This is a genomic window from Hydrogenophaga sp. FG152 (assembly GCF_057809615.1).
In genome coordinates this window covers 1-16,815 of the sequence record NZ_JBMDKH010000035.1, presented here as the reverse complement: position 1 = coordinate 16,815, position 16,815 = coordinate 1, and the positions used below count along the sequence as shown (strand labels likewise).

Here is a 16,815-nt window from a genome sequence, read left to right as displayed (position 1 = left end):
GCCAGTGCTAGCTTTTCGTACCGTCACTTATTGCACTGAAAACGAGGAGACCCCAACAAGTCCGGGCAGTTGGCACACCGGCTGATGTACGTCGATCTGGTGATCCTGGATGAACTGGGCTACCTGCCGTTCACGCAGTCGGGCGGTGCGATGCTGTTCCACCTGCTCTCCAAGCTCTACGAGCGAACGAGCGTGGTGATCACCACCAACCTCACCTTCTCGGAATGGAGCAGCGTCTTCGGCGACGCCAAGATGACAACCGCCTTGCTCGACCGCCTCACGCACCACTGCCACATCGTGGAGACAGGCAATGAGAGCTGGCGATTCAAGCACTCCAGTGCCGCTGGCGCGGCACCGTCCAAGCCACGTGCAAAAGCTCAGAAAGGAGATCGAAAAGCAGCAGACCCGATAGACTTATCCACAACCGAGTAGCCAGAACATCCATCAACCCAGTGGCTCAGTATTCGACGTGATCACTGGCTCAGTTGTGCTGATGAATCAACAGGCACGTATCGTTTTTCCTAACAGCGCACCCGTCCTTGATGGACGGCTCCGAAGATACATCTCAAACAGTCCACAAACCGTCTACTAAAGCCATTTGAACCAGCGAAAGACCGCTACCAACCCAACACTCATTAGTAAGCAAAGACCTACCAACACCCAGAAGCCATTGGTGGCATCTGCGAACGGCAGTCCCAGAAGATTGGCGCCAAACAGGCCAGTGACAAAGTTCAAGGGCAAGAAGATTGTGGATACCACGGCAAAAACATAAGAGCTTTGATTCAGCTGTCGCTCCTGAATGCGGTTTGCCTGGTCACTGAGGATATCGATACGGTCACGCAAATTCTCCAGCGTTTCGAGCAACCGCAACAGCTGGTTCAGGTGCTCCTCCAGTCGGCCTCGGTGATTTATATTCAGCGGCGGGACGACGAGAGTTGTCAACGTTTGAAGAACGGCTCGCTGGGGGCCAAGATGACGAAGAAAGCCAGAGATCGCGGTCTGGGTATTGGCCATGCTCGGGCATGCCGCTTCCGTCTGGTGCTGAACCAGAAGGCCGCCGATCAGATCCACCCCATCCTCCAGCATCTCGACCTGCTCGGAAACTTCCGCGAGGTGCTCTTCGATGAGATCGCAAAGGAAGTCACCTGGCGTTGCAGGGCCGCGCCCCTGAGAGATGTCTTCTGCAAGTTCGAGGATGGGATCCACATCCTCCTCGCGGGTCGTGATAACCCGACGCTCATCAATCCAGATTCGCATGGACACCATGTCCTCTGGATGCCCCACTCCATCAGCTCTCAGATGCATCGCTTTGAGCAGAACCATCACACCCTGCCCGTGGACGCGCAACCGCGACCGGGTATCTTCAGAGACCATCGCTGCGGCGATCAGCTTGTCCAGGCCGGTCGCGCTCGAGAGAAAACCTTCCGTCTCGCGGTGGTGGATGCACATGTGCAACCACGACGCACCGCCGGTCATCTGGAGAAGATGGAGGAACCCAGGCGTACGCTCTGCTTCGATCATGGCTCTCAGCCCACGGTGGATTCAACGTCAAGGTTAACGGTATCTCCAACCCGTAGCACGCCACCTACGACGATCCGTGCCGTGGCGCCCCCGTGACCACGCAGCGCGGCGTAACCGCCTTCACCGAGCTCGTCCTCCATGCGTGAACAAGGAGGACATGGCCCCGTGATTTCAATGCGGACCGAACCGCCAATTCGCCAGACAAAGCGCTCTTCCCGGAAAGGTGAATGCATCGCGGCGATGTTGATCCCCGAGATCACGAGGTTGCGCCGCAAACGCTCCGGGGCAATTGGGGCTTGCCCCGTCCAGACCCCGAGCAAGCTGAGGTGCTCAGCCTGGATCAGACTCAGCTCGCGATGGCGTTGCGCATCCGACTGACGAAGCCGCAGGGAGCGGTGATCGCCAATCAGCCCGAGACCCGGTTCGGCCCTGGCCTCCTGCACGGACACAGCGTCCTTGAGGCGATCCGGGCGCAGAACGATGGCACCAAGTCGACCTGTGCCATGAAAGCGCCGGACCAAGTCGCGCAGCGTGCCGCCCATCGTTCAGACTCGAATGAGGTGCATCACAAGACTTCCTCTATGTGCAGTTCGCGTTGCCGGAAGCTGACAACATCACCGGCTCGGGCATCTGCGATCGCTGCGTAGATGGGCGCCTGGGTGGAAATTCCCATGTAGGTGTTGCCGTCGCACTGGAAGGCATCGCTAGCAACCGCAATCACGAACCAACGCCCGTCGATGCGAACCACGGCGCCTGTCTCCACCGAATCCCGGGGACCGAAATCGATCTGACGTAAGACTTCCAGGGCCTCCTGATGATCGTGAATGGGGCATTCGAACGCCTGCGCCAGAGCGGCATTGTTGACGGCCCGCGACGCCGCATCGCTTTCACTGGGTTCATCTCCGCGGCCCGCCGCACCGACCAGGTATTGCGCATAGGTCTGTTCAGCAAACCGCAGGCGCCCTTCGGCAAGGTCCAGCATGGTCTGGCGCAGATGGGTCTTGTTGCTCATTAGGACTCCTTTTTCAGGTCGACGTTTGTTGCGTTGGGGTGAACGGTAGCCGGTGCCAGACGGTGATGGCGTACCAGCCTCGGGGGTCGGTCAGGGTGCAGGTGTTGTCAAACCCGCTTCGGCGTGCGAGGTGTTCGATTGAAGCCAGGGAGTATTTCTGGGATTGCTCTGTATAGATGGTCTCCCCGGCATGGAATACAAACCCTCGGTCAAGGGTTCTGCTGTGGACCACCTGGTCAACTTGGCTCACCAGAAAGCTTCTGGCCACGTGTTCCAGCGGACAGTAGCTGGCGTAGTGCCGAAATTTCGTCAGATCGAAGTCCATGCCCAACTCGCGATTCAACCGCGTCAGCAGATTCAAATTGAACGCAGCGGTCACGCCCTGTGAATCGTCGTATGCTGCGCGCAACATGGCCGGGTCCTTGACCAGATCCAGACCAAGCAGCACAAGGTCACCCGGGCGCAAATGCGAATGCACCCGCTGCAGCAGCTTGACGGCACCGTGTTCGTCGAGGTTGCCCAGATTGCTGCCCAGCAACATTGCAACCTGGCGTCGCCCTTCGGCAATCTGAGGCCAATGCTCGAAATAGTCTCCCAGCACCGGTTCGATGGCCATGCGGGGGAGGTACGTGTCAAAGCGGCGGCTCAGATCCGCTAGGGCGTGTGCGGACACATCCATAGGCCTGTAGATGCAATCCACTTCACGTTGCGCCAGTGCCTGGCACAGCGACAGCGTTTTGGCCCCGTCGCCGCTGCCCAGTTCAATCAGATCGATCGGGCTGCACCGAGGATCTATCCACCGGGAAAGCTCATCCGCGCGTGAGCGCAGCAGCTCGTGCTCAAGGCGTGTGAGGTAGTACTCGGGCAGCGCCATGATCTGCTGAAACAGGCGCGAGCCCTCATCGTCGTAGAACCAAGCGGATGAGAGCGCCTTCTGTGGTCGCGTCAACCCTTGCAGAACATGCTCCGTCAGTCTGTCCCGATCAGTCATGCGGACTCCCGCGAGCGAACAGGACGGATGCCCGTGAACTGCCAACGCAACGGAGCGTGAAAGAAGTTCCGGTATGTCAAACGGGCGTGGCCCGGCGATGTGGCCCAGGACGCTCCGCGCAAGACCTGCTGGTTCACCATGAACTTCCCGTTGTATTCGCCCACTGCGCCCTCGCTGCGGGCAAAACCGGGATAGGGCTGATAGGCACTGCGCGTCCATTCCCATCGACGCCCCCAGTCGAACCGGCTTGCCGCTGCTTCCCACTCGAACTCGGTGGGCAATCGCCACCCCGCCCAATCGCAGAAAGCGTGTGCCTCGTAGTAACTGACATGCGTGACTGGTGCCTGACTGGTCAGCGGCATCACCCCCTGGAGCGTGTAATGACCCCATCCGTCAGGCTGGTTAGGGTCGGGCTGCCAGTACATCGGCGCACGGAATTTAAGCGTTTGCACCCAGTCCCAGCCTTCCGCATGCCAGAGCGAATGGCGCTGATATCCTCCGTCGCGCATGAACTGAAGGTATTCATCATTGGTGACTAGCGCCACACGGATGTCTACTCCTTGAATGAGCGCCAAATGCGATGGCGACTCGTTGTCGAAGGCGAACCCTGGCCCCTGGTGGCCCATGCGAATCGTCTGCCCTTCGACGCTAAGCCAATCGTCCAGTGGTGGGCAGGTTCCATCATGTTCGGCCGTCACATCTTGGGGACCGATGCCCAGAGGGTCATACGCCGGATGCAATGGGTTGTGGCCCAGGATGTACTTGATGTCTGTGATCAGCAACTCCTGATGCTGTTGTTCATGCTGCATGCCCAGCTCTACCAAGGCCGCGACCGCGGGCTCCAGTGGTTCCTTCAGCATACGGCGCATGGACTCGTCCACATGCGCGCGATACGCCATCACCTCAGCCACCGTCGGGCGACTCAAGCTCCCTCGCTGCGGGCGTGCCAGGTGAGCGCCCTCCGATTCGTAGTAGCTGTTGAACAGGTAGCCATACAGAGGATGGAACAGTCGATAGTCCGGCTGTTGTTTCGCGAGGACAAAAGTCTCGAAGAACCACGTGGTGTGGGCCAAGTGCCACTTCGGCGGACTGACGTCGGAAACCGGTTGGGGAACATGGTCCTCGGCACTCAGAGGGGCACACAGACGTTCGCTGCGCGAACGGACAGAGACGTATCGGGTTAGGCGGATGTCTTCAGGTGTCACGGCAGATGAGAAAAAAGAGAGTCAACTTCCGAAGCGCTCGGTGCGGATGGAGACCTCGGGCACATTTAGCCCGGTGACCATATGAACGATGGACTCGACAAAGTCATTACGCCCGCAGATGAAAACCTGCGCAGATTCGGTCGCCACATCACCCAATTGCTGCAATGCCCAAGCAACATCGGCTCCATCAATGCGGCCAACGTGGTCCTGTGCGCGCGGGGCACAGGTATCCCGCGAGAGCGCCAGTCGGCTGCGAAACCGCGGCGTAAACGCTTCCCATCGCTGCAGGGTGGGCCAGAGCAACACTTCGTCAAGATGGCGTGCGGCAACCAACAGCGTTGTATGCGCTTGGCTGTATGCACCCACGCGTTGCGCTGCCATGGACAAAAGGGGAACGACGCCAGATCCTCCCCCAATCAGCAAGGCTGGTCGTGTGTTCGACTCGTCAAGCACAAAATGACCTCCAACCGGTCCGAGGACTTCAATCGTTTCGCCGTGCTGGGCCTTGTCGTGAAACCAGGTGGATACTTCGCCATCGTCCAAACGCTCAATGCCAAGCTCATAGAGCCCGGTACGTTGAGGAGGTGAGAGGAGTGAATAGCTCCGTTGTGCCTGATAGCCGTCTTCCGCTGTCAGTCGGACATCCAAATGCTGGCCCGGCCTCGGGCGAACCCATCTGTCAGGACGCAGCACCACCCGCATGACGCGTGGAGTCAGTGCCTGCAACGCATCGATGCGTGCGGTCTGCCAGCTCAGCCGGTGTTGACCAACAGCCTCATCCATAGCGCTCTTCCTTGAAAGGGTCGCCTCGCATGTGATAGCCCCGCAGTTCCCAGAACCCGGCCTCGTCGCGCTCGTTGAACTGCAGCGCATTGACCCACTTGGCCGACTTCCAGAAGTAGAGATGCGGCACCAACAGGCGTGCCGGTCCCCCGTGCTCGGGCGCGAGCGGTCGGTCGTCGTAGTGCGTTGCGATCATTGCGCGCCCTTGTGTCAGATCGGCCAACGGCACGTTGGTGGAGTAGCCGTCCTGAGAATGCGCCAACACCCAAGGCGTGGGCGCTTCCAGTCCGGCCGCCTGCAACAAGGTGTCCAACGTCACACCGCGCCAGCGGGTGTCGAATTTCGACCAGGTGGTAACGCAATGGATATCGACCACCTGCTCGGTCTGGGGCAGGGCCTGGAATTCGCTCCAGGTCCAAACGCGAACCGGCCGCACACCGACCTTCAAGGTCAAGCGCCAATCGCCAAGCGCCAAGGCTTTTGGGGTGGGGCCCGCAGTCAGCACGGGAAAACCTTCCGTCAGGGACTGTCCTGGCGGAAGTCGACCGCCGTGGTTGTGGACATCGCGATTGCGGCCGCTGAATGAGCGGTTGATGGGCATGGTGTGGGTCCTCCGGCTCACCCAGAACTTGCGGTCAAGGGCTTGCGTCGATCAATGATGGTGGGCAGGAACTCGGTGACCGTCGGGTGAACGGGCAATGCATCCCGGACCAACTTCCAGGTGCCGCCACTGGCCATCACCAGACCGATCGCCTGAATGATCTCGTCCGACTGGATCCCGAGCATGGTCGCTCCGAGGAAATGACCACTGTCCTCATCGATGAGGAGCTTGATCTTGCCCACGGTTTCGCCTTCTTCCTTCGCGCGACTGACGTCCTTCATGGCGTGAACCGCCTGGGAAATGCGTCGCCCTTCGGTCACGAGTTTTCGCGCGTCGGCCTCATAAAGACCGACGTGGGCCAGCGGAGGATCGGTAAACATGGCATAAATGCCGACGCGCGCGGCGGCGCTGCGTTGCCCTCCGGCCAGGTTCTCCGCCACGATGTCCTGATCGTGGTAGCTGGTGTGGGTAAAGGCCCCGCGCTGATTGATGTCACCCAGCGCCCAGATGCCGGGAACCGCGGTTTCGAGCCGGTCGTTGGTGACCAGGTAGCCTCGCGCACTGACCTCCAGGCCCACCGTTTCCAGGCCCAGACAGTCGGTGTTCGGTATTCGCCCGGTGGCCACCAGCAGGTGGCTGCCATCCACGCTGCGGCCACCAGCCAACTGCACCCGCACGCCAGCGTCGTTGTCCGCCTTGCCGACCCGCTCAATGCGCACGCCGGTGTTCACTTCGATGCCTTCCGCTGTCAGCATTCCGGTCACAGCGGCTGCAATGTCCTCGTCCTCGCGGGCCGTGAGGCGGGGCCCTGTTTCCAGAATGGCAACCTCACTTCCCAGCCGCCGAAAGATCTGAGCCATCTCCAGGCTGATGTATCCACCGCCGATGATCACCAGCCTGGACGGTAATTCACGCAGCGCCAACAGCCGTTCGTTGTCCAGGAACGGCAGCTCGTCCAGCCCAGGCACCGGCGGAACAAAGGGACGTGTGCCGGTGTTCAGCACCACCTTGGGCGCCACCAGCTGATGCTCGCCGGCCAGCACCACGAACTGTTCGCCTTCACGGCCCGCCAGGCGACCGCGCGCCTTGATGATGGTGAGTCCTTCCAACTGGCCCAGCCAGGCCTGCAGGCCAGAGCGAGCCTCCTCCACCCGGCGTTGCATGCGCTCCATCGCTGCCCTGAAGTTGACCTGGACCGACCCGGTTTGCACACCGAATTCGCTGGCCCGGCGCGCCATGTGAGCCACACGAGCCGACTTGCGTAGGGTCTTGGTTGGGGTGCAGCCCCGATTGACACAGGTACCACCCAGGTCACGCTCCTCGATGAGCGCCACCTTCATACCCCGGGCAACGAGTGTCGCGCCCAGAAAGGGACCGGCCTGACCGGCTCCGATCACGATCGCGTCGAACCTCTGTTCCCCGCTCATGGCCGCACCTCGACACCGCGCCAGAACGCCACCCTGCCGGTCACCGCCTCCGCACCAGCCTTGGGCGACGGGTAGTACCACGCCGCGTCAGCGTTCACGTCTTCGCCGACCACGACGTCGTAGTAGCTGGCCCGCCCCTTCCATGGACAGGTGGTGTGCGTATCGCTTGGTTTGAAATGTTCCGGGCGCAACGCGTCGTGTGGGAAATAGGCGTTGCCTTCAACTTCCACGATGTCATCGCTCTCAGCGATGGTGGTGCCTTTCCAGATGGCTCTCATGCTCCGTCTCCTTCGTTTGTGTGTGGTTGGGATCAGTCCCGAATCAGTGTGGTGGTGATCACCGGATGGTTCTCCAGCGTTCGATGCACGGGGCAACGATCGGCGATGCGCAACAGGTCCTGTCGCTGGCTTTCACTCAACGGTCCGCTCAGCAGGAGCTGCCGCGTGACGTGGTCAACCTGTCCCGAGCGATCCCCGCACTCCTGGCAATCGGTCGCGTGCGCGCGCTCATGACGCAACCTGACCTGGACATCCTTGAGCGCATAGCCTTTTCGCTTGGCGTACTGGCGCAATGTCATGGACGTGCAGGCGCCCAGCGACATCAGCAGAAGTTCATAAGGATCGGGCCCGCGTTCGCCACCACCCACTTCCTTGGGCTCATCGGCGTCGAGGTGGTGCGGACCTGCTCGCATCGATCGCCAGAAGGCGTGATCGTGCTCCCCCACCCACACCTCGCCCGCACGAAGGTCCGACGGCGCATCGTTTCGCTCGGCTCGCATCGGCAGAAACCGCGAGGCCCAGGCGCCAATCAGGTCAGCCGCATACTGCGCATCGGCCGGGCGCGTGAGCAGATGGTCCGCATCGTCCAGGCTGATGAAACTCTTAGGATGTCTGGCCGCCTTGAACAGGTCCTGTGCCTCGCCGATGTCCACCACCGCGTCACTTGGCGCGTGCATAACCAGCAAGGCCGCGCGAAGCCCCTTGACCGGGTTCTCGTGGGCTTGGGCCTGGAGCTCTTCAATGAAGGCCGGCGCGATCCTGAACGCCCGGCCGCCCAGGTCGACCTGGATCTGCCCATCCTCTTCGGACTTGGTCGGACCGAAGTGACGAAGCACATGGTCGGCCGTCGCGGGTGCGCCCAGCGTGCAAACCGCCCGTATGCCGTCGAGGCGGGCAGCCGCCGCGATGGCCGCCGTCCCCCCCAGGCTGTGTCCGACCAACAGTGCAGGCATGCCGATCGTGCTCTGCATCCAGTGCACCGCCGCCACAATGTCCGCCACGCTGGACGAAAAGCCACCGCGCCCGAAGTCGCCTTCGCTCTCGCCCAGACCGGTGAAATCAAAGCGCAGCGTGGCGATGCCCTGCTGAGCCAGCGCCCGGCTGATGCGGGTCGCGGCGAGAGAGTTCTTTCCGCAGGTAAAGCAGTGGGCAAACACCGCCAGGGCTTGTAACGGTGCATGGTCCGGGCGTTCCAAGACACCCACCAGCAGACCCTGGCTGCTGCCAGCGAAGCCTACCTTTTCGCTGCTCATGCTTTCTCCAGTGCCAGGGCGTTGATGCAGTAGCGCAGACCGCTGGGCTTGGGTCCGTCGGGAAACACGTGACCCAGGTGGGCGTCGCAGACGTTGCACGTCGTCTCCACCCGCACCATGCCGTGGCTGTTGTCTCCGTGATAGCCCACCAGACCCGGGGCAATGGCCTGCGTGAAGCTGGGCCAGCCGCTGCGGCTGTCATATTTGGTCGACGCATCGAATAGTTCAGTGCCGCAGCACACGCACCGGTAGATCCCGGGCGAAAACAGCGTACACATCGAGGAGCTGTGCGCCCGTTCGGTGCCCTTGAGCCGCGTGATTCGGAACTGCTCGGGCGTCAGCTGTTGGGCCCACTCGGCTTCGCTGCGCTCAACTCGGCGCGGTGGCGTCGGGTTGCCCGTTTCCACCAGTTGAATCACTCCTTTCCAAGTCAACATGTCGGGCCCAGGCTCCGGTGCCGCCGGTTCGTTTTCCAGCCGCTTGAGAAAGGTGACGAGCTTGTCGGCGTCGATTCGGAAATGGTTGTAGACCACTCTGCCATCGGGATCGATCAGGATGAACCAGGGTGTGCCGCCGTTGCGGTAGCGGCGCATCAGCTCCGAACCCGCGCCGTCCTGTTCGTCACCGGCGTCGTGCCCGAAGGGAATGCCCAGCGCGTAGCGGGAGTGATTGGCCAGCATGCGCTCCCAGGTGTTCGAACCGAAGTCCTCGAACACGGTCTGGACTGCGGCGAACCCGACGAAGTCGCTCCCCCGAAACGCGTCGACCACCCGGGCAAGCGCCGGAAAGCCGGTCGCATGGCACCCCGGGCAGGCGTCCTGAAAACAGAAGATGAGCTTGAACCGGCCGGGCATGCGGTCCAGGTCGAAGTGTTCCAGCGCCTGGCCCGACGCGTCCACCCACCGGGTCACACCCAGGGGAGCGGCCGCTTCGCCAAGGACACCGGGTTCCTGTTTCGTTGTGGTCATGCGAAGTCTCCTTTCAGAAATCGTTGGGTACCCCAATCAGGTGCCGCAGAAGGTGCGGTGGGCTGCGGCCACTTCGGGCGAGGCCGGCAGCGTGAATGGCCGCGCGGACTCCACCGTCTCGTACGGCCGCCCCAGCACCGCCAGCAGGCGCTCGAACGGACCGAGGTCGGCCTCGTCCACGGCACTCGACAGCGCCGCCTCCACCTGGTGATTGCGCGGGATCACGAAGGGATTGACCGACCACGCCGTTGCGGCGCAGTCCTGCAAGGTCCTTCCCTCCCGGGCCATGCGCTGGCGCCAGCGCGCCAGCCAGTCCGAGAGCGCCGGGCGCTCCCGTCCGAACAGGTCGTGCAGTGCGGCATCCGGCCCCGTGATGGCGTCGGACAGGAGGCGGAACGCCAGCGTGAAGTCCACCTTTTCCCGCTGCAGCAGCTGCAGGAAGTCGTCCGCCAGGGCGCGGTCGTCCGGCTCTTCAGCGGCCAAGCCCAGCTTGGCGCGCAGCTGCCCGGTCCAATGCCGGTCAAAGCGCACGGCAAACCCGGCCACCACCTGTTCCACCCGTTCCACGACGTCGATATCGCGGGCGTCCAGAACCGGCAGCAACGCTTCGGCCAGACGGGCCAGGTTCCATTGCGCCATGGCCGGCTGCTGGCCGTAGGCATATCGCCCCTGACGGTCGATCGAGCTGAACACCGTGGCCGGATCGAAACCCTCCATGAACGCACACGGACCATAGTCGATGGTCTCGCCCGAAATGCTCATGTTGTCGGTGTTCATCACCCCGTGGATGAAGCCCACGCCCATCCAGCGTGCAATCAGCTGCGCCTGCCGCTCACAGACGGCCTCCAGCATCGGAATGGGCTTGTCGGAAAGCTTGGCGAGGGCGGGGTCATGCCGCGCCACGGCATAGTCGAGCAGCCGCCGAAGCATCACCTCCTCCTCCCGCGCCGCGAAGAACTCAAAAGTGCCCACCCGCAAGTGGCTGGCCGCCACGCGCACCAAGATCGCCCCGGGGGGCGAGCCCTCGCGGTTCACCCGCTCACCGGTCCGGATCACCGCCAGCGCACGCGTCGTGGGAATGCCCAACGCGTGCATGGCCTCGCCCATGAGGTACTCGCGCAGCGCCGGGCCCAGTGCCGCCTTGCCATCGCCACGGCGCGAAAACGGCGTACGGCCCGACCCCTTGAGGGCCAGGTCCCGACGCTGTCCTGCCGTGTCGATGAGTTCCCCGAGCAGCAAGGCGCGGCCATCCCCCAAGTGTGGCGAGAACTGGCCGAACTGGTGTCCCGCGTAGGCCTGCGCCAGCGGCGCCGCCTCAGCCGGCATTTCCACGCCGGACAGCCACGCCAGACCGGTCGCAGACTTCAGCGTCGCCGGCTCCAGCCCCAGCTCCAGCGCCAGGGCGTCGTTGAACTGCACCCAGGCCGGGGCCGGGGACGGCTCGGGCTTCCAAGGCACATAGAACCCCTGCATGTCCCGGAAGAAGCTGTTGTCAAACGGCAGCCGAAACGCCGGGCCCGTCCCCGGCGTCTTCGGCTCCGACACGGCCTTTGGTGTGGACGCACGCATGACTTCAGGCCGCCTTGAGACCATCGTTCGAAGCGCCGAACGCCCCGATCAGCTGCCGCTCGTCGAGCTCGAAGTCGCTGTAGAGCACCTCGTCCAGCGGATCGATCACCAAAAACCACGGCGTGCCGCGCGTCCCGTAGTCCGCCATGAGCGACGACGCGCGTCCGATCGCAGGGTCGTGTCCGAACGGAATGTTCAAGCCGTAGCGCAACTGCGTCTCGCGCAGGCGCTCGAAGGTGTTGGACTCGGCGCCCTCGAACACGGTCTGCACCGCGGCAAACGCGAAGCCGCGATCGCCCAACGCCTTGATCAGCTTCTGCAGGGTCGGAAAGCCATGGCTGTGGCAGCCCGGACACCAGTGCTGGAAGCAGAAGATCACTTTGAACCCGTCGCCCAGATCGGACAGCTTCAGCGGTGCCATGCTGCGCCCTTCGCCGTCGATCCACCACGGCACCCGCAGCTCGGGCGCCTGTTGAATGCACCGGGATTGCATCACCATCTCCTCAGGAAAAAAACAGACACACCGGGTCGGCCCGCCCACTGGCGCGCCGACCCCCACCGTTCTTGAGCGTTGGCCGTCAGCCGATCTCGCGTCGCGGCAGCTTCCAGCCCGCACGGGGGTAGTGGCAGGTGTAGCCGTTGGGGTGCTTGACCAGGTAGTCCTGATGCTCGGGCTCGGCCTCCCAGAACGGCCCCGCGGGCGCGAGCTCGGTGACCACCTTGCCCGGCCACAAACCCGAGGCATTCACATCGGCAATGGTCTGCTGCGCCGTGGCCAGCTGCTCGTCCGAGGTGTAGAAAATGGCCGACCGGTAGGAACTGCCGCGGTCATTGCCCTGGCGCCCCGGGGTGCTCGGATCGTGGATCTGGAAGAAGAACTCCAGCAGGTCGCGAAAGCTCGTCTGCGTGGGGTCGAACTCCACCTCCAACGCCTCGGCGTGGGTGCCGTGGTTGCGGTAGGTGGCGTTGGGCACATCGCCGCCGCTGTAGCCCACACGGGTGCGCAACACGCCAGGCAGCTTGCGCACCAGGTCCTGCATGCCCCAGAAACAACCGCCGGCCAGGACTGCTTTTTCGCTCGGGTTCATCGTGATCTCCTTCAAAGTTCTGCCTCAAGGCATTGAACCTGAAGTCGGGTCCGTTCGGCACAGCACAACGGCATTCGGCGTCCGCATCACGCCACCGATCGTCCAGAACCAGGGCGCGATGGACCTACGGCTGACTCAGATGCTCCATCTGCCAAGCGCTGGGCGATTGCCCCGAGGCCCGTTGAAACGCTCGCGCGAATGCGGTGGCATTACCGTAGCCCACCTGAGAGGCCACCGCCTTCACTGCCTGCCCTTGCGCGAGTAGGTTGCGGGCAACCGCCATGCGCCAGTGGGTCAAGTAGGTCAACGGCGGTATGCCCACCACCTGGACAAAGCGCAGGGCAAAGGCAGACCGGGACAGGTGCGCCAGCTCCGCCATGCTGTCAAGCGTCCAGTCGTGCTCTGGCGATTCGTGCAGCATGGACAGCACCACACCCAGACGGCTGTCGACCATGGCCTCCAGCACACCGCCGGACAGCAGTTGCCGATCAATCAGGTGACGCACAAGCACCACGAAGGTGTATTGCAGCAGGCGGTCGATCGCTGCCCGATAACCAAAAGCACGTGCCTCGGCCTCCTCGAACAGCAGCTCTACCGGTCGCTGCAGCGATGACGTGGCGGTCAAGTCAATCACCGTGACGTCCGGCAAGATCATGTCCAGCGGCGGCGCCAATTCACTGAGGGTGGCGCACATCAGGTCCACCCCCTGCGGCCCTGAGCCCTGAACCCAGTGCTCCAACGCGCGGGGAAGCAACAGCACGCTGGGCGCCCGCACGTTCAGCGGCGCAAAGCCCTTGCGCGTCAGTTGCAGCTCGCCGCGACTCAGCAGGTGCATCGTCCCCTGCTTGAGGCCGTCAGCCTCGGATCCCTGCGTCAGGGTACAGAGATTTCCCGAGAAAAACATGCGCGCCGTGGGGGTGAACCGTAACAGCTGGTTCAGCAGAGAGGCGTTCGGCAAGGGAGTGCTTTGGTTCAAGCGCGTGACACCTGTTGTGGGTTAGACCTTGATTATCTTGGAGCTTCCGCCTCTCCTTAGAATGACTGCATGCCCCCCCCGTCCCTTTCGTCCAGCATCTCTCGACACCACCAAGCTCCCGCAGAAATTGAGGGCCAGGCGCTCAGGACGTCAAACTTCCTGCGCCAGGTCATTGAAAAAGACCTCGCCACCGGCACCTACGCCCAGCGCCAATGGGGCGGCGGCCCGGGTGATGCCGCCTTCCACGACGCCGGCCAGCCCGACCCGGCCAAGATCCGCACCCGCTTCCCGCCCGAACCCAACGGCTACCTGCACGTGGGCCACGCCAAGAGCATCTGCCTGAACTTCGGCCTGGCGCGCGACTACGGCGGCGTCTGCCACATGCGCTTTGACGACACCAACCCCGAGAAGGAAGAAAAGGAGTACGTGGACTCCATCCTCGACGCGGTGCAGTGGCTGGGTTTCAACTGGGAATCCAACTTCAACGGCAAGCAGGAAAGCCACCTGTACTACGCGTCGAACTACTTCGACTTCATGTACCGCGCGGCCGAATACCTTATCACCGCCGGCCACGCCTATGTGGACGAGCAGACAGCCGAAGACATGCGCATCAACCGCGGCGACTTCGGCAAGCCCGGCGTGGACAGCCCCTTCCGCAGCCGCAGCCCGGAAGAGAACCTGGCCCGCTTCCGCGAGATGCGCGACGGCAAACTGGCCGACGGCGCCGCCGTGCTGCGCGCCAAGATCGACATGGCCTCGCCCAACATCAACCTGCGCGACCCGGCCATCTACCGCATCCGCCGCGCCACGCACCACAACACGGGCGACGCCTGGTGCATCTACCCCATGTACACCTTCGCGCACCCCATCGAGGACGCGCTGGAGCAGATCACCCACAGCATCGCCACGCTGGAATTTGAAGACCAGCGCCCGTTCTACGACTGGTTGCTGGAGCGTTTGTGCGAAGGCGGCCTGCTCAAGGCCCCACCGCCGCGGCAGTACGAATTTGCGCGCCTGAACCTGACCTACGTGATCACCAGCAAGCGCAAGCTGGCGCAGCTGGTGAACGAGAAGAAAGTCAGCGGCTGGGACGACCCGCGCATGCCCACCATCGTCGGCCTGCGCCGCCGCGGCTACACGCCCGAGGCCATCCAGCTGTTTGCCGAACGCATCGGCGTGACCAAGAGCGACTCCTGGATCGACTACAGCACGCTCGACGGCTGCCTGCGCGAAGACCTGGAAAACAAGGCCCACCGCGGCATGGCCGTGCTTGACCCCGTCAAGCTGGTGCTCACCAACTGGGCCGAAGTGTTCGGCTCTGACGGCTACACCGAAGACTGCACCCAGCCCGCCCTGCCCCACAGCACCATTGCCGAAGGCCAGACGCCGCCGCCTGACCGCGTCTTCAAGATCGGCAAGGACGTGTGGATCGAACGCGAAGACTTTGAAGAAGTGCCGCCCAAGGGCTACAAGCGCCTGTTCCCAGGCAACGTGGTGCGCCTCAAAGGCGGCTACGTCATCGAATGCACGGGTTGCGCCAAAGACGCCGAAGGCAAAGTGACCGAAGTGCACGCCAAGGTCATCCCCGGCACCAAGAGCGGCACCCCCGGCGCCGACAGCGTCAAGGCCAAAGCCGCCATCACCTGGGTGGGCAACGCCGACGGGGTGAGCGCCGAAGTGCGCCTGTACGACCGCCTGTTCACCGACCCGCAACCCGACGCGGGCGGCAAGAACTTCCTGGACGCGCTGAACCCCGACAGCCTGAAGGTGGTGACGGCGGTTGTGGAGCCTTCACTGGCTGCAGCGAAGCCAGACCAGAAATTCCAGTTTGAGCGCCACGGCTACTTCGTGGCCGACCGTGCGGACCACGGGGTGGGCGGGAAAGTGGTGTTCAACCGGGTGACGGGGTTGAAGGATCGTTGGAATTGATCGCTATTCCCACTCTGTGCTTGCTTAATGCCTCGTACAAATCGTCTTTGTTGAAGACATCGCCTTGCACCACTTCACTCTCAGAATCTGGGGGTAGCTATCTACTCCGTTTTGGCGAGTAGGTGAACAGATCCGGAACAACGCGCGGTTGACACGGCCACATAGGAGTTGCGGAGCGTTTGCCCGGTAAACCTGTCTTGAATCGTCCCGAGGAGATTCGAACGCGCTGCCTAAAGCAACCACGCAAGCAACGTGAGCCGTTTTTCGACACCGACGAATCTGTGCATGCGCTGGTTATGGTCGAAAAGTGAGGCGCTCTACCAAATCGCAAAAACGGCAGGAAGTACATGGGTGTGTGGCATACCTCCCCCGACAACAGGGCGCACGCTTTACGACAAGTTGATGCGGTGTCTGGGCGAGATTGCCCATACGCACGATACCGACTGAAGTACCCGCCACCAACTTCGGCGACTAGGATGGCCATAATGAGCCAAATCCAACGGGGTCTACGGTTCCAGCAATTGCACACTGCCGAGGCCATCTTTCTGATGCCCAACGCTTGGGACGTTGGTAGTGCGCTGATGCTCGCGTCCTGCGGCTTTCCCGCTATCGCCACTACGAGTGCAGGCGTGGCTTTCTCGCTGGGATTCCCTGATCAAGAAGCTGCTGTGAGCAGGGAGACCATGCTGGATCGCGTGGGGTCCATTGCTGCGGCAAGTCCACTTCCTGTCTCCGCCGATCTCCAGTCGGGCTACGGTGCGAGCCCTGAAGAGGTTGGAGAAACCATCGCGGCTGCGATTCGTGCTGGTGTGGTGGGCGCGAACATCGAGGACTACAGCGGCAATCCTGCGCAAGCCCTGTTCGACAGAGAGCACGCTGTCGCGCGCGTTCGGGCAGCAAGACGCGCCGCGGACGCGTCGGGAGTTCCTTTTGTTCTGACGGCCCGATCCGATGTCTACCTGACTGGTGCGAGCAATGTTTTTGCAGAGGCCGTCGAGCGATGCAATGCGTACCGAGAGGCGGGTGCGGATTGCCTCTTTGTGCCGGGGGCTTCCGACCCCAAGACCATCGAAGCGCTCGTCCGGGAGATCAATGCCCCCCTCACCGTGGTCATGGGCCTGACAGGTTCACCTCTCACCGTGCCCCAACTCGGATCTTTGGGGTCTCCTCGTTTTCAGTGCAATAAGTGACGGTACGCAAAGCTAGCACTGGCG

Annotated in this window: 17 protein-coding genes and 1 pseudogene; 3 read left to right on the top strand and 15 right to left on the bottom strand. The window is 62.6% G+C overall.

Annotated elements, in window-relative coordinates; genetic code table 11:
* Window positions 1-57: 57 nt before the first annotated feature.
* Window positions 58-432, top strand: a pseudogene (locus tag ACODTB_RS25440) (ATP-binding protein); the annotation flags it as partial.
* 156 nt (window positions 433-588) lie between these two features.
* Here the strand turns inward: ACODTB_RS25440 and ACODTB_RS25435 are convergent.
* The 15 genes from ACODTB_RS25435 to ACODTB_RS25365 all read right to left on the bottom strand — a co-directional run bounded on the left by ACODTB_RS25435 (window position 589) and on the right by ACODTB_RS25365 (window position 13,654).
* Entirely contained in the window at window positions 589-1,521 is a 933-nt protein-coding gene (locus ACODTB_RS25435) for a CorA family divalent cation transporter (RefSeq protein ID WP_042797683.1), read from the bottom strand.
* 5 nt (window positions 1,522-1,526) lie between these two features.
* A complete protein-coding gene (locus ACODTB_RS25430; protein WP_034054001.1) occupies window positions 1,527-2,063 on the bottom strand; it encodes an MOSC domain-containing protein in 537 nt (178 codons plus the stop codon).
* A gap of 23 nt (window positions 2,064-2,086) precedes the next feature.
* A complete protein-coding gene (locus ACODTB_RS25425; RefSeq protein WP_008647292.1) occupies window positions 2,087-2,533 on the bottom strand; it encodes a hypothetical protein in 447 nt (148 codons plus the stop codon).
* A gap of 13 nt (window positions 2,534-2,546) precedes the next feature.
* Window positions 2,547-3,524 (bottom strand): L-histidine N(alpha)-methyltransferase, encoded by a 978-nt coding sequence (gene egtD, locus ACODTB_RS25420; protein WP_034053995.1) that lies wholly within the window; start codon window positions 3,522-3,524, stop codon window positions 2,547-2,549.
* On the bottom strand, window positions 3,521-4,729 hold the full coding sequence (egtB, locus tag ACODTB_RS25415) for an ergothioneine biosynthesis protein EgtB (protein WP_197022694.1): 1,209 nt from the start codon (window positions 4,727-4,729) through the stop codon (window positions 3,521-3,523). Before egtB ends, egtD begins: the two co-directional genes overlap by 4 nt.
* Before the next feature lie 21 nt (window positions 4,730-4,750).
* Window positions 4,751-5,512, bottom strand: coding sequence for an FAD-binding oxidoreductase (locus ACODTB_RS25410; RefSeq protein WP_042797684.1), 762 nt, complete (start codon window positions 5,510-5,512; stop codon window positions 4,751-4,753).
* Window positions 5,505-6,113 (bottom strand): sulfite oxidase-like oxidoreductase, encoded by a 609-nt coding sequence (locus tag ACODTB_RS25405; RefSeq protein ID WP_008647302.1) that lies wholly within the window; start codon window positions 6,111-6,113, stop codon window positions 5,505-5,507. Before ACODTB_RS25405 ends, ACODTB_RS25410 begins: the two co-directional genes overlap by 8 nt.
* Before the next feature lie 17 nt (window positions 6,114-6,130).
* Complete coding sequence (locus tag ACODTB_RS25400; RefSeq protein WP_034053982.1) at window positions 6,131-7,540, bottom strand: mercuric reductase; 1,410 nt, start codon at window positions 7,538-7,540, stop codon at window positions 6,131-6,133.
* Window positions 7,537-7,914, bottom strand: coding sequence for a DUF427 domain-containing protein (locus ACODTB_RS25395; RefSeq protein WP_487300239.1), 378 nt, complete (start codon window positions 7,912-7,914; stop codon window positions 7,537-7,539). Before ACODTB_RS25395 ends, ACODTB_RS25400 begins: the two co-directional genes overlap by 4 nt.
* A complete protein-coding gene (locus ACODTB_RS25390; RefSeq protein ID WP_008647313.1) occupies window positions 7,851-9,071 on the bottom strand; it encodes a bifunctional alpha/beta hydrolase/OsmC family protein in 1,221 nt (406 codons plus the stop codon). Before ACODTB_RS25390 ends, ACODTB_RS25395 begins: the two co-directional genes overlap by 64 nt.
* On the bottom strand, window positions 9,068-9,508 hold the full coding sequence (gene msrB / locus ACODTB_RS25385) for a peptide-methionine (R)-S-oxide reductase MsrB (protein WP_034054008.1): 441 nt from the start codon (window positions 9,506-9,508) through the stop codon (window positions 9,068-9,070). Before msrB ends, ACODTB_RS25390 begins: the two co-directional genes overlap by 4 nt.
* A 567-nt stretch (window positions 9,509-10,075) precedes the next feature.
* A complete protein-coding gene (locus ACODTB_RS25380) occupies window positions 10,076-11,608 on the bottom strand; it encodes a protein adenylyltransferase SelO (protein ID WP_074423286.1) in 1,533 nt (510 codons plus the stop codon).
* Between the two features lie 4 nt (window positions 11,609-11,612).
* Window positions 11,613-12,101 (bottom strand): peroxiredoxin family protein, encoded by a 489-nt coding sequence (locus ACODTB_RS25375; RefSeq protein WP_034053978.1) that lies wholly within the window; start codon window positions 12,099-12,101, stop codon window positions 11,613-11,615.
* Between the two features lie 85 nt (window positions 12,102-12,186).
* Window positions 12,187-12,696, bottom strand: a complete 510-nt coding sequence (msrA, locus tag ACODTB_RS25370) for a peptide-methionine (S)-S-oxide reductase MsrA (RefSeq protein WP_008652077.1) — start codon at window positions 12,694-12,696, stop codon at window positions 12,187-12,189.
* A gap of 124 nt (window positions 12,697-12,820) precedes the next feature.
* A complete protein-coding gene (locus ACODTB_RS25365; RefSeq protein WP_051519701.1) occupies window positions 12,821-13,654 on the bottom strand; it encodes an AraC family transcriptional regulator in 834 nt (277 codons plus the stop codon).
* Window positions 13,655-13,741: 87 nt separating this feature from the next.
* On the opposite strand from ACODTB_RS25365, the gene ACODTB_RS25360 reads away from it, so the two are divergent.
* Together ACODTB_RS25360 and ACODTB_RS25355 are read left to right on the top strand one after the other, a co-directional pair.
* Window positions 13,742-15,601, top strand: a complete 1,860-nt coding sequence (locus ACODTB_RS25360; protein WP_197970338.1) for a glutamine--tRNA ligase/YqeY domain fusion protein — start codon at window positions 13,742-13,744, stop codon at window positions 15,599-15,601.
* Window positions 15,602-16,086: 485 nt separating this feature from the next.
* A complete protein-coding gene (locus ACODTB_RS25355) occupies window positions 16,087-16,791 on the top strand; it encodes an isocitrate lyase/PEP mutase family protein (protein WP_079385910.1) in 705 nt (234 codons plus the stop codon).
* Window positions 16,792-16,815 lie beyond the last annotated feature (24 nt).

What these genes read in the sequence shown, in the direction of transcription:
- ACODTB_RS25390 (WP_008647313.1), bottom strand. Translation starts at nt 9,071, where the DNA reads ATGAGCAGCGAAAAGGTAGGCTTCGCTGGCAGCAGCCAGGGTCTGCTG.
- msrA (WP_008652077.1), bottom strand. Translation starts at nt 12,696, where the DNA reads ATGAACCCGAGCGAAAAAGCAGTCCTGGCCGGCGGTTGTTTCTGGGGC.
- ACODTB_RS25410 (WP_042797684.1), bottom strand. Translation starts at nt 5,512, where the DNA reads ATGGATGAGGCTGTTGGTCAACACCGGCTGAGCTGGCAGACCGCACGC.
- ACODTB_RS25355 (WP_079385910.1), top strand. Translation starts at nt 16,087, where the DNA reads ATGAGCCAAATCCAACGGGGTCTACGGTTCCAGCAATTGCACACTGCC.
- ACODTB_RS25405 (WP_008647302.1), bottom strand. Translation starts at nt 6,113, where the DNA reads ATGCCCATCAACCGCTCATTCAGCGGCCGCAATCGCGATGTCCACAAC.
- ACODTB_RS25400 (WP_034053982.1), bottom strand. Translation starts at nt 7,540, where the DNA reads ATGAGCGGGGAACAGAGGTTCGACGCGATCGTGATCGGAGCCGGTCAG.
- ACODTB_RS25430 (WP_034054001.1), bottom strand. Translation starts at nt 2,063, where the DNA reads ATGGGCGGCACGCTGCGCGACTTGGTCCGGCGCTTTCATGGCACAGGT.
- egtD (WP_034053995.1), bottom strand. Translation starts at nt 3,524, where the DNA reads ATGACTGATCGGGACAGACTGACGGAGCATGTTCTGCAAGGGTTGACG.
- ACODTB_RS25435 (WP_042797683.1), bottom strand. Translation starts at nt 1,521, where the DNA reads ATGATCGAAGCAGAGCGTACGCCTGGGTTCCTCCATCTTCTCCAGATG.
- msrB (WP_034054008.1), bottom strand. Translation starts at nt 9,508, where the DNA reads ATGTTGACTTGGAAAGGAGTGATTCAACTGGTGGAAACGGGCAACCCG.
- ACODTB_RS25375 (WP_034053978.1), bottom strand. Translation starts at nt 12,101, where the DNA reads ATGCAATCCCGGTGCATTCAACAGGCGCCCGAGCTGCGGGTGCCGTGG.
- ACODTB_RS25425 (WP_008647292.1), bottom strand. Translation starts at nt 2,533, where the DNA reads ATGAGCAACAAGACCCATCTGCGCCAGACCATGCTGGACCTTGCCGAA.
- ACODTB_RS25380 (WP_074423286.1), bottom strand. Translation starts at nt 11,608, where the DNA reads ATGCGTGCGTCCACACCAAAGGCCGTGTCGGAGCCGAAGACGCCGGGG.
- ACODTB_RS25360 (WP_197970338.1), top strand. Translation starts at nt 13,742, where the DNA reads ATGCCCCCCCCGTCCCTTTCGTCCAGCATCTCTCGACACCACCAAGCT.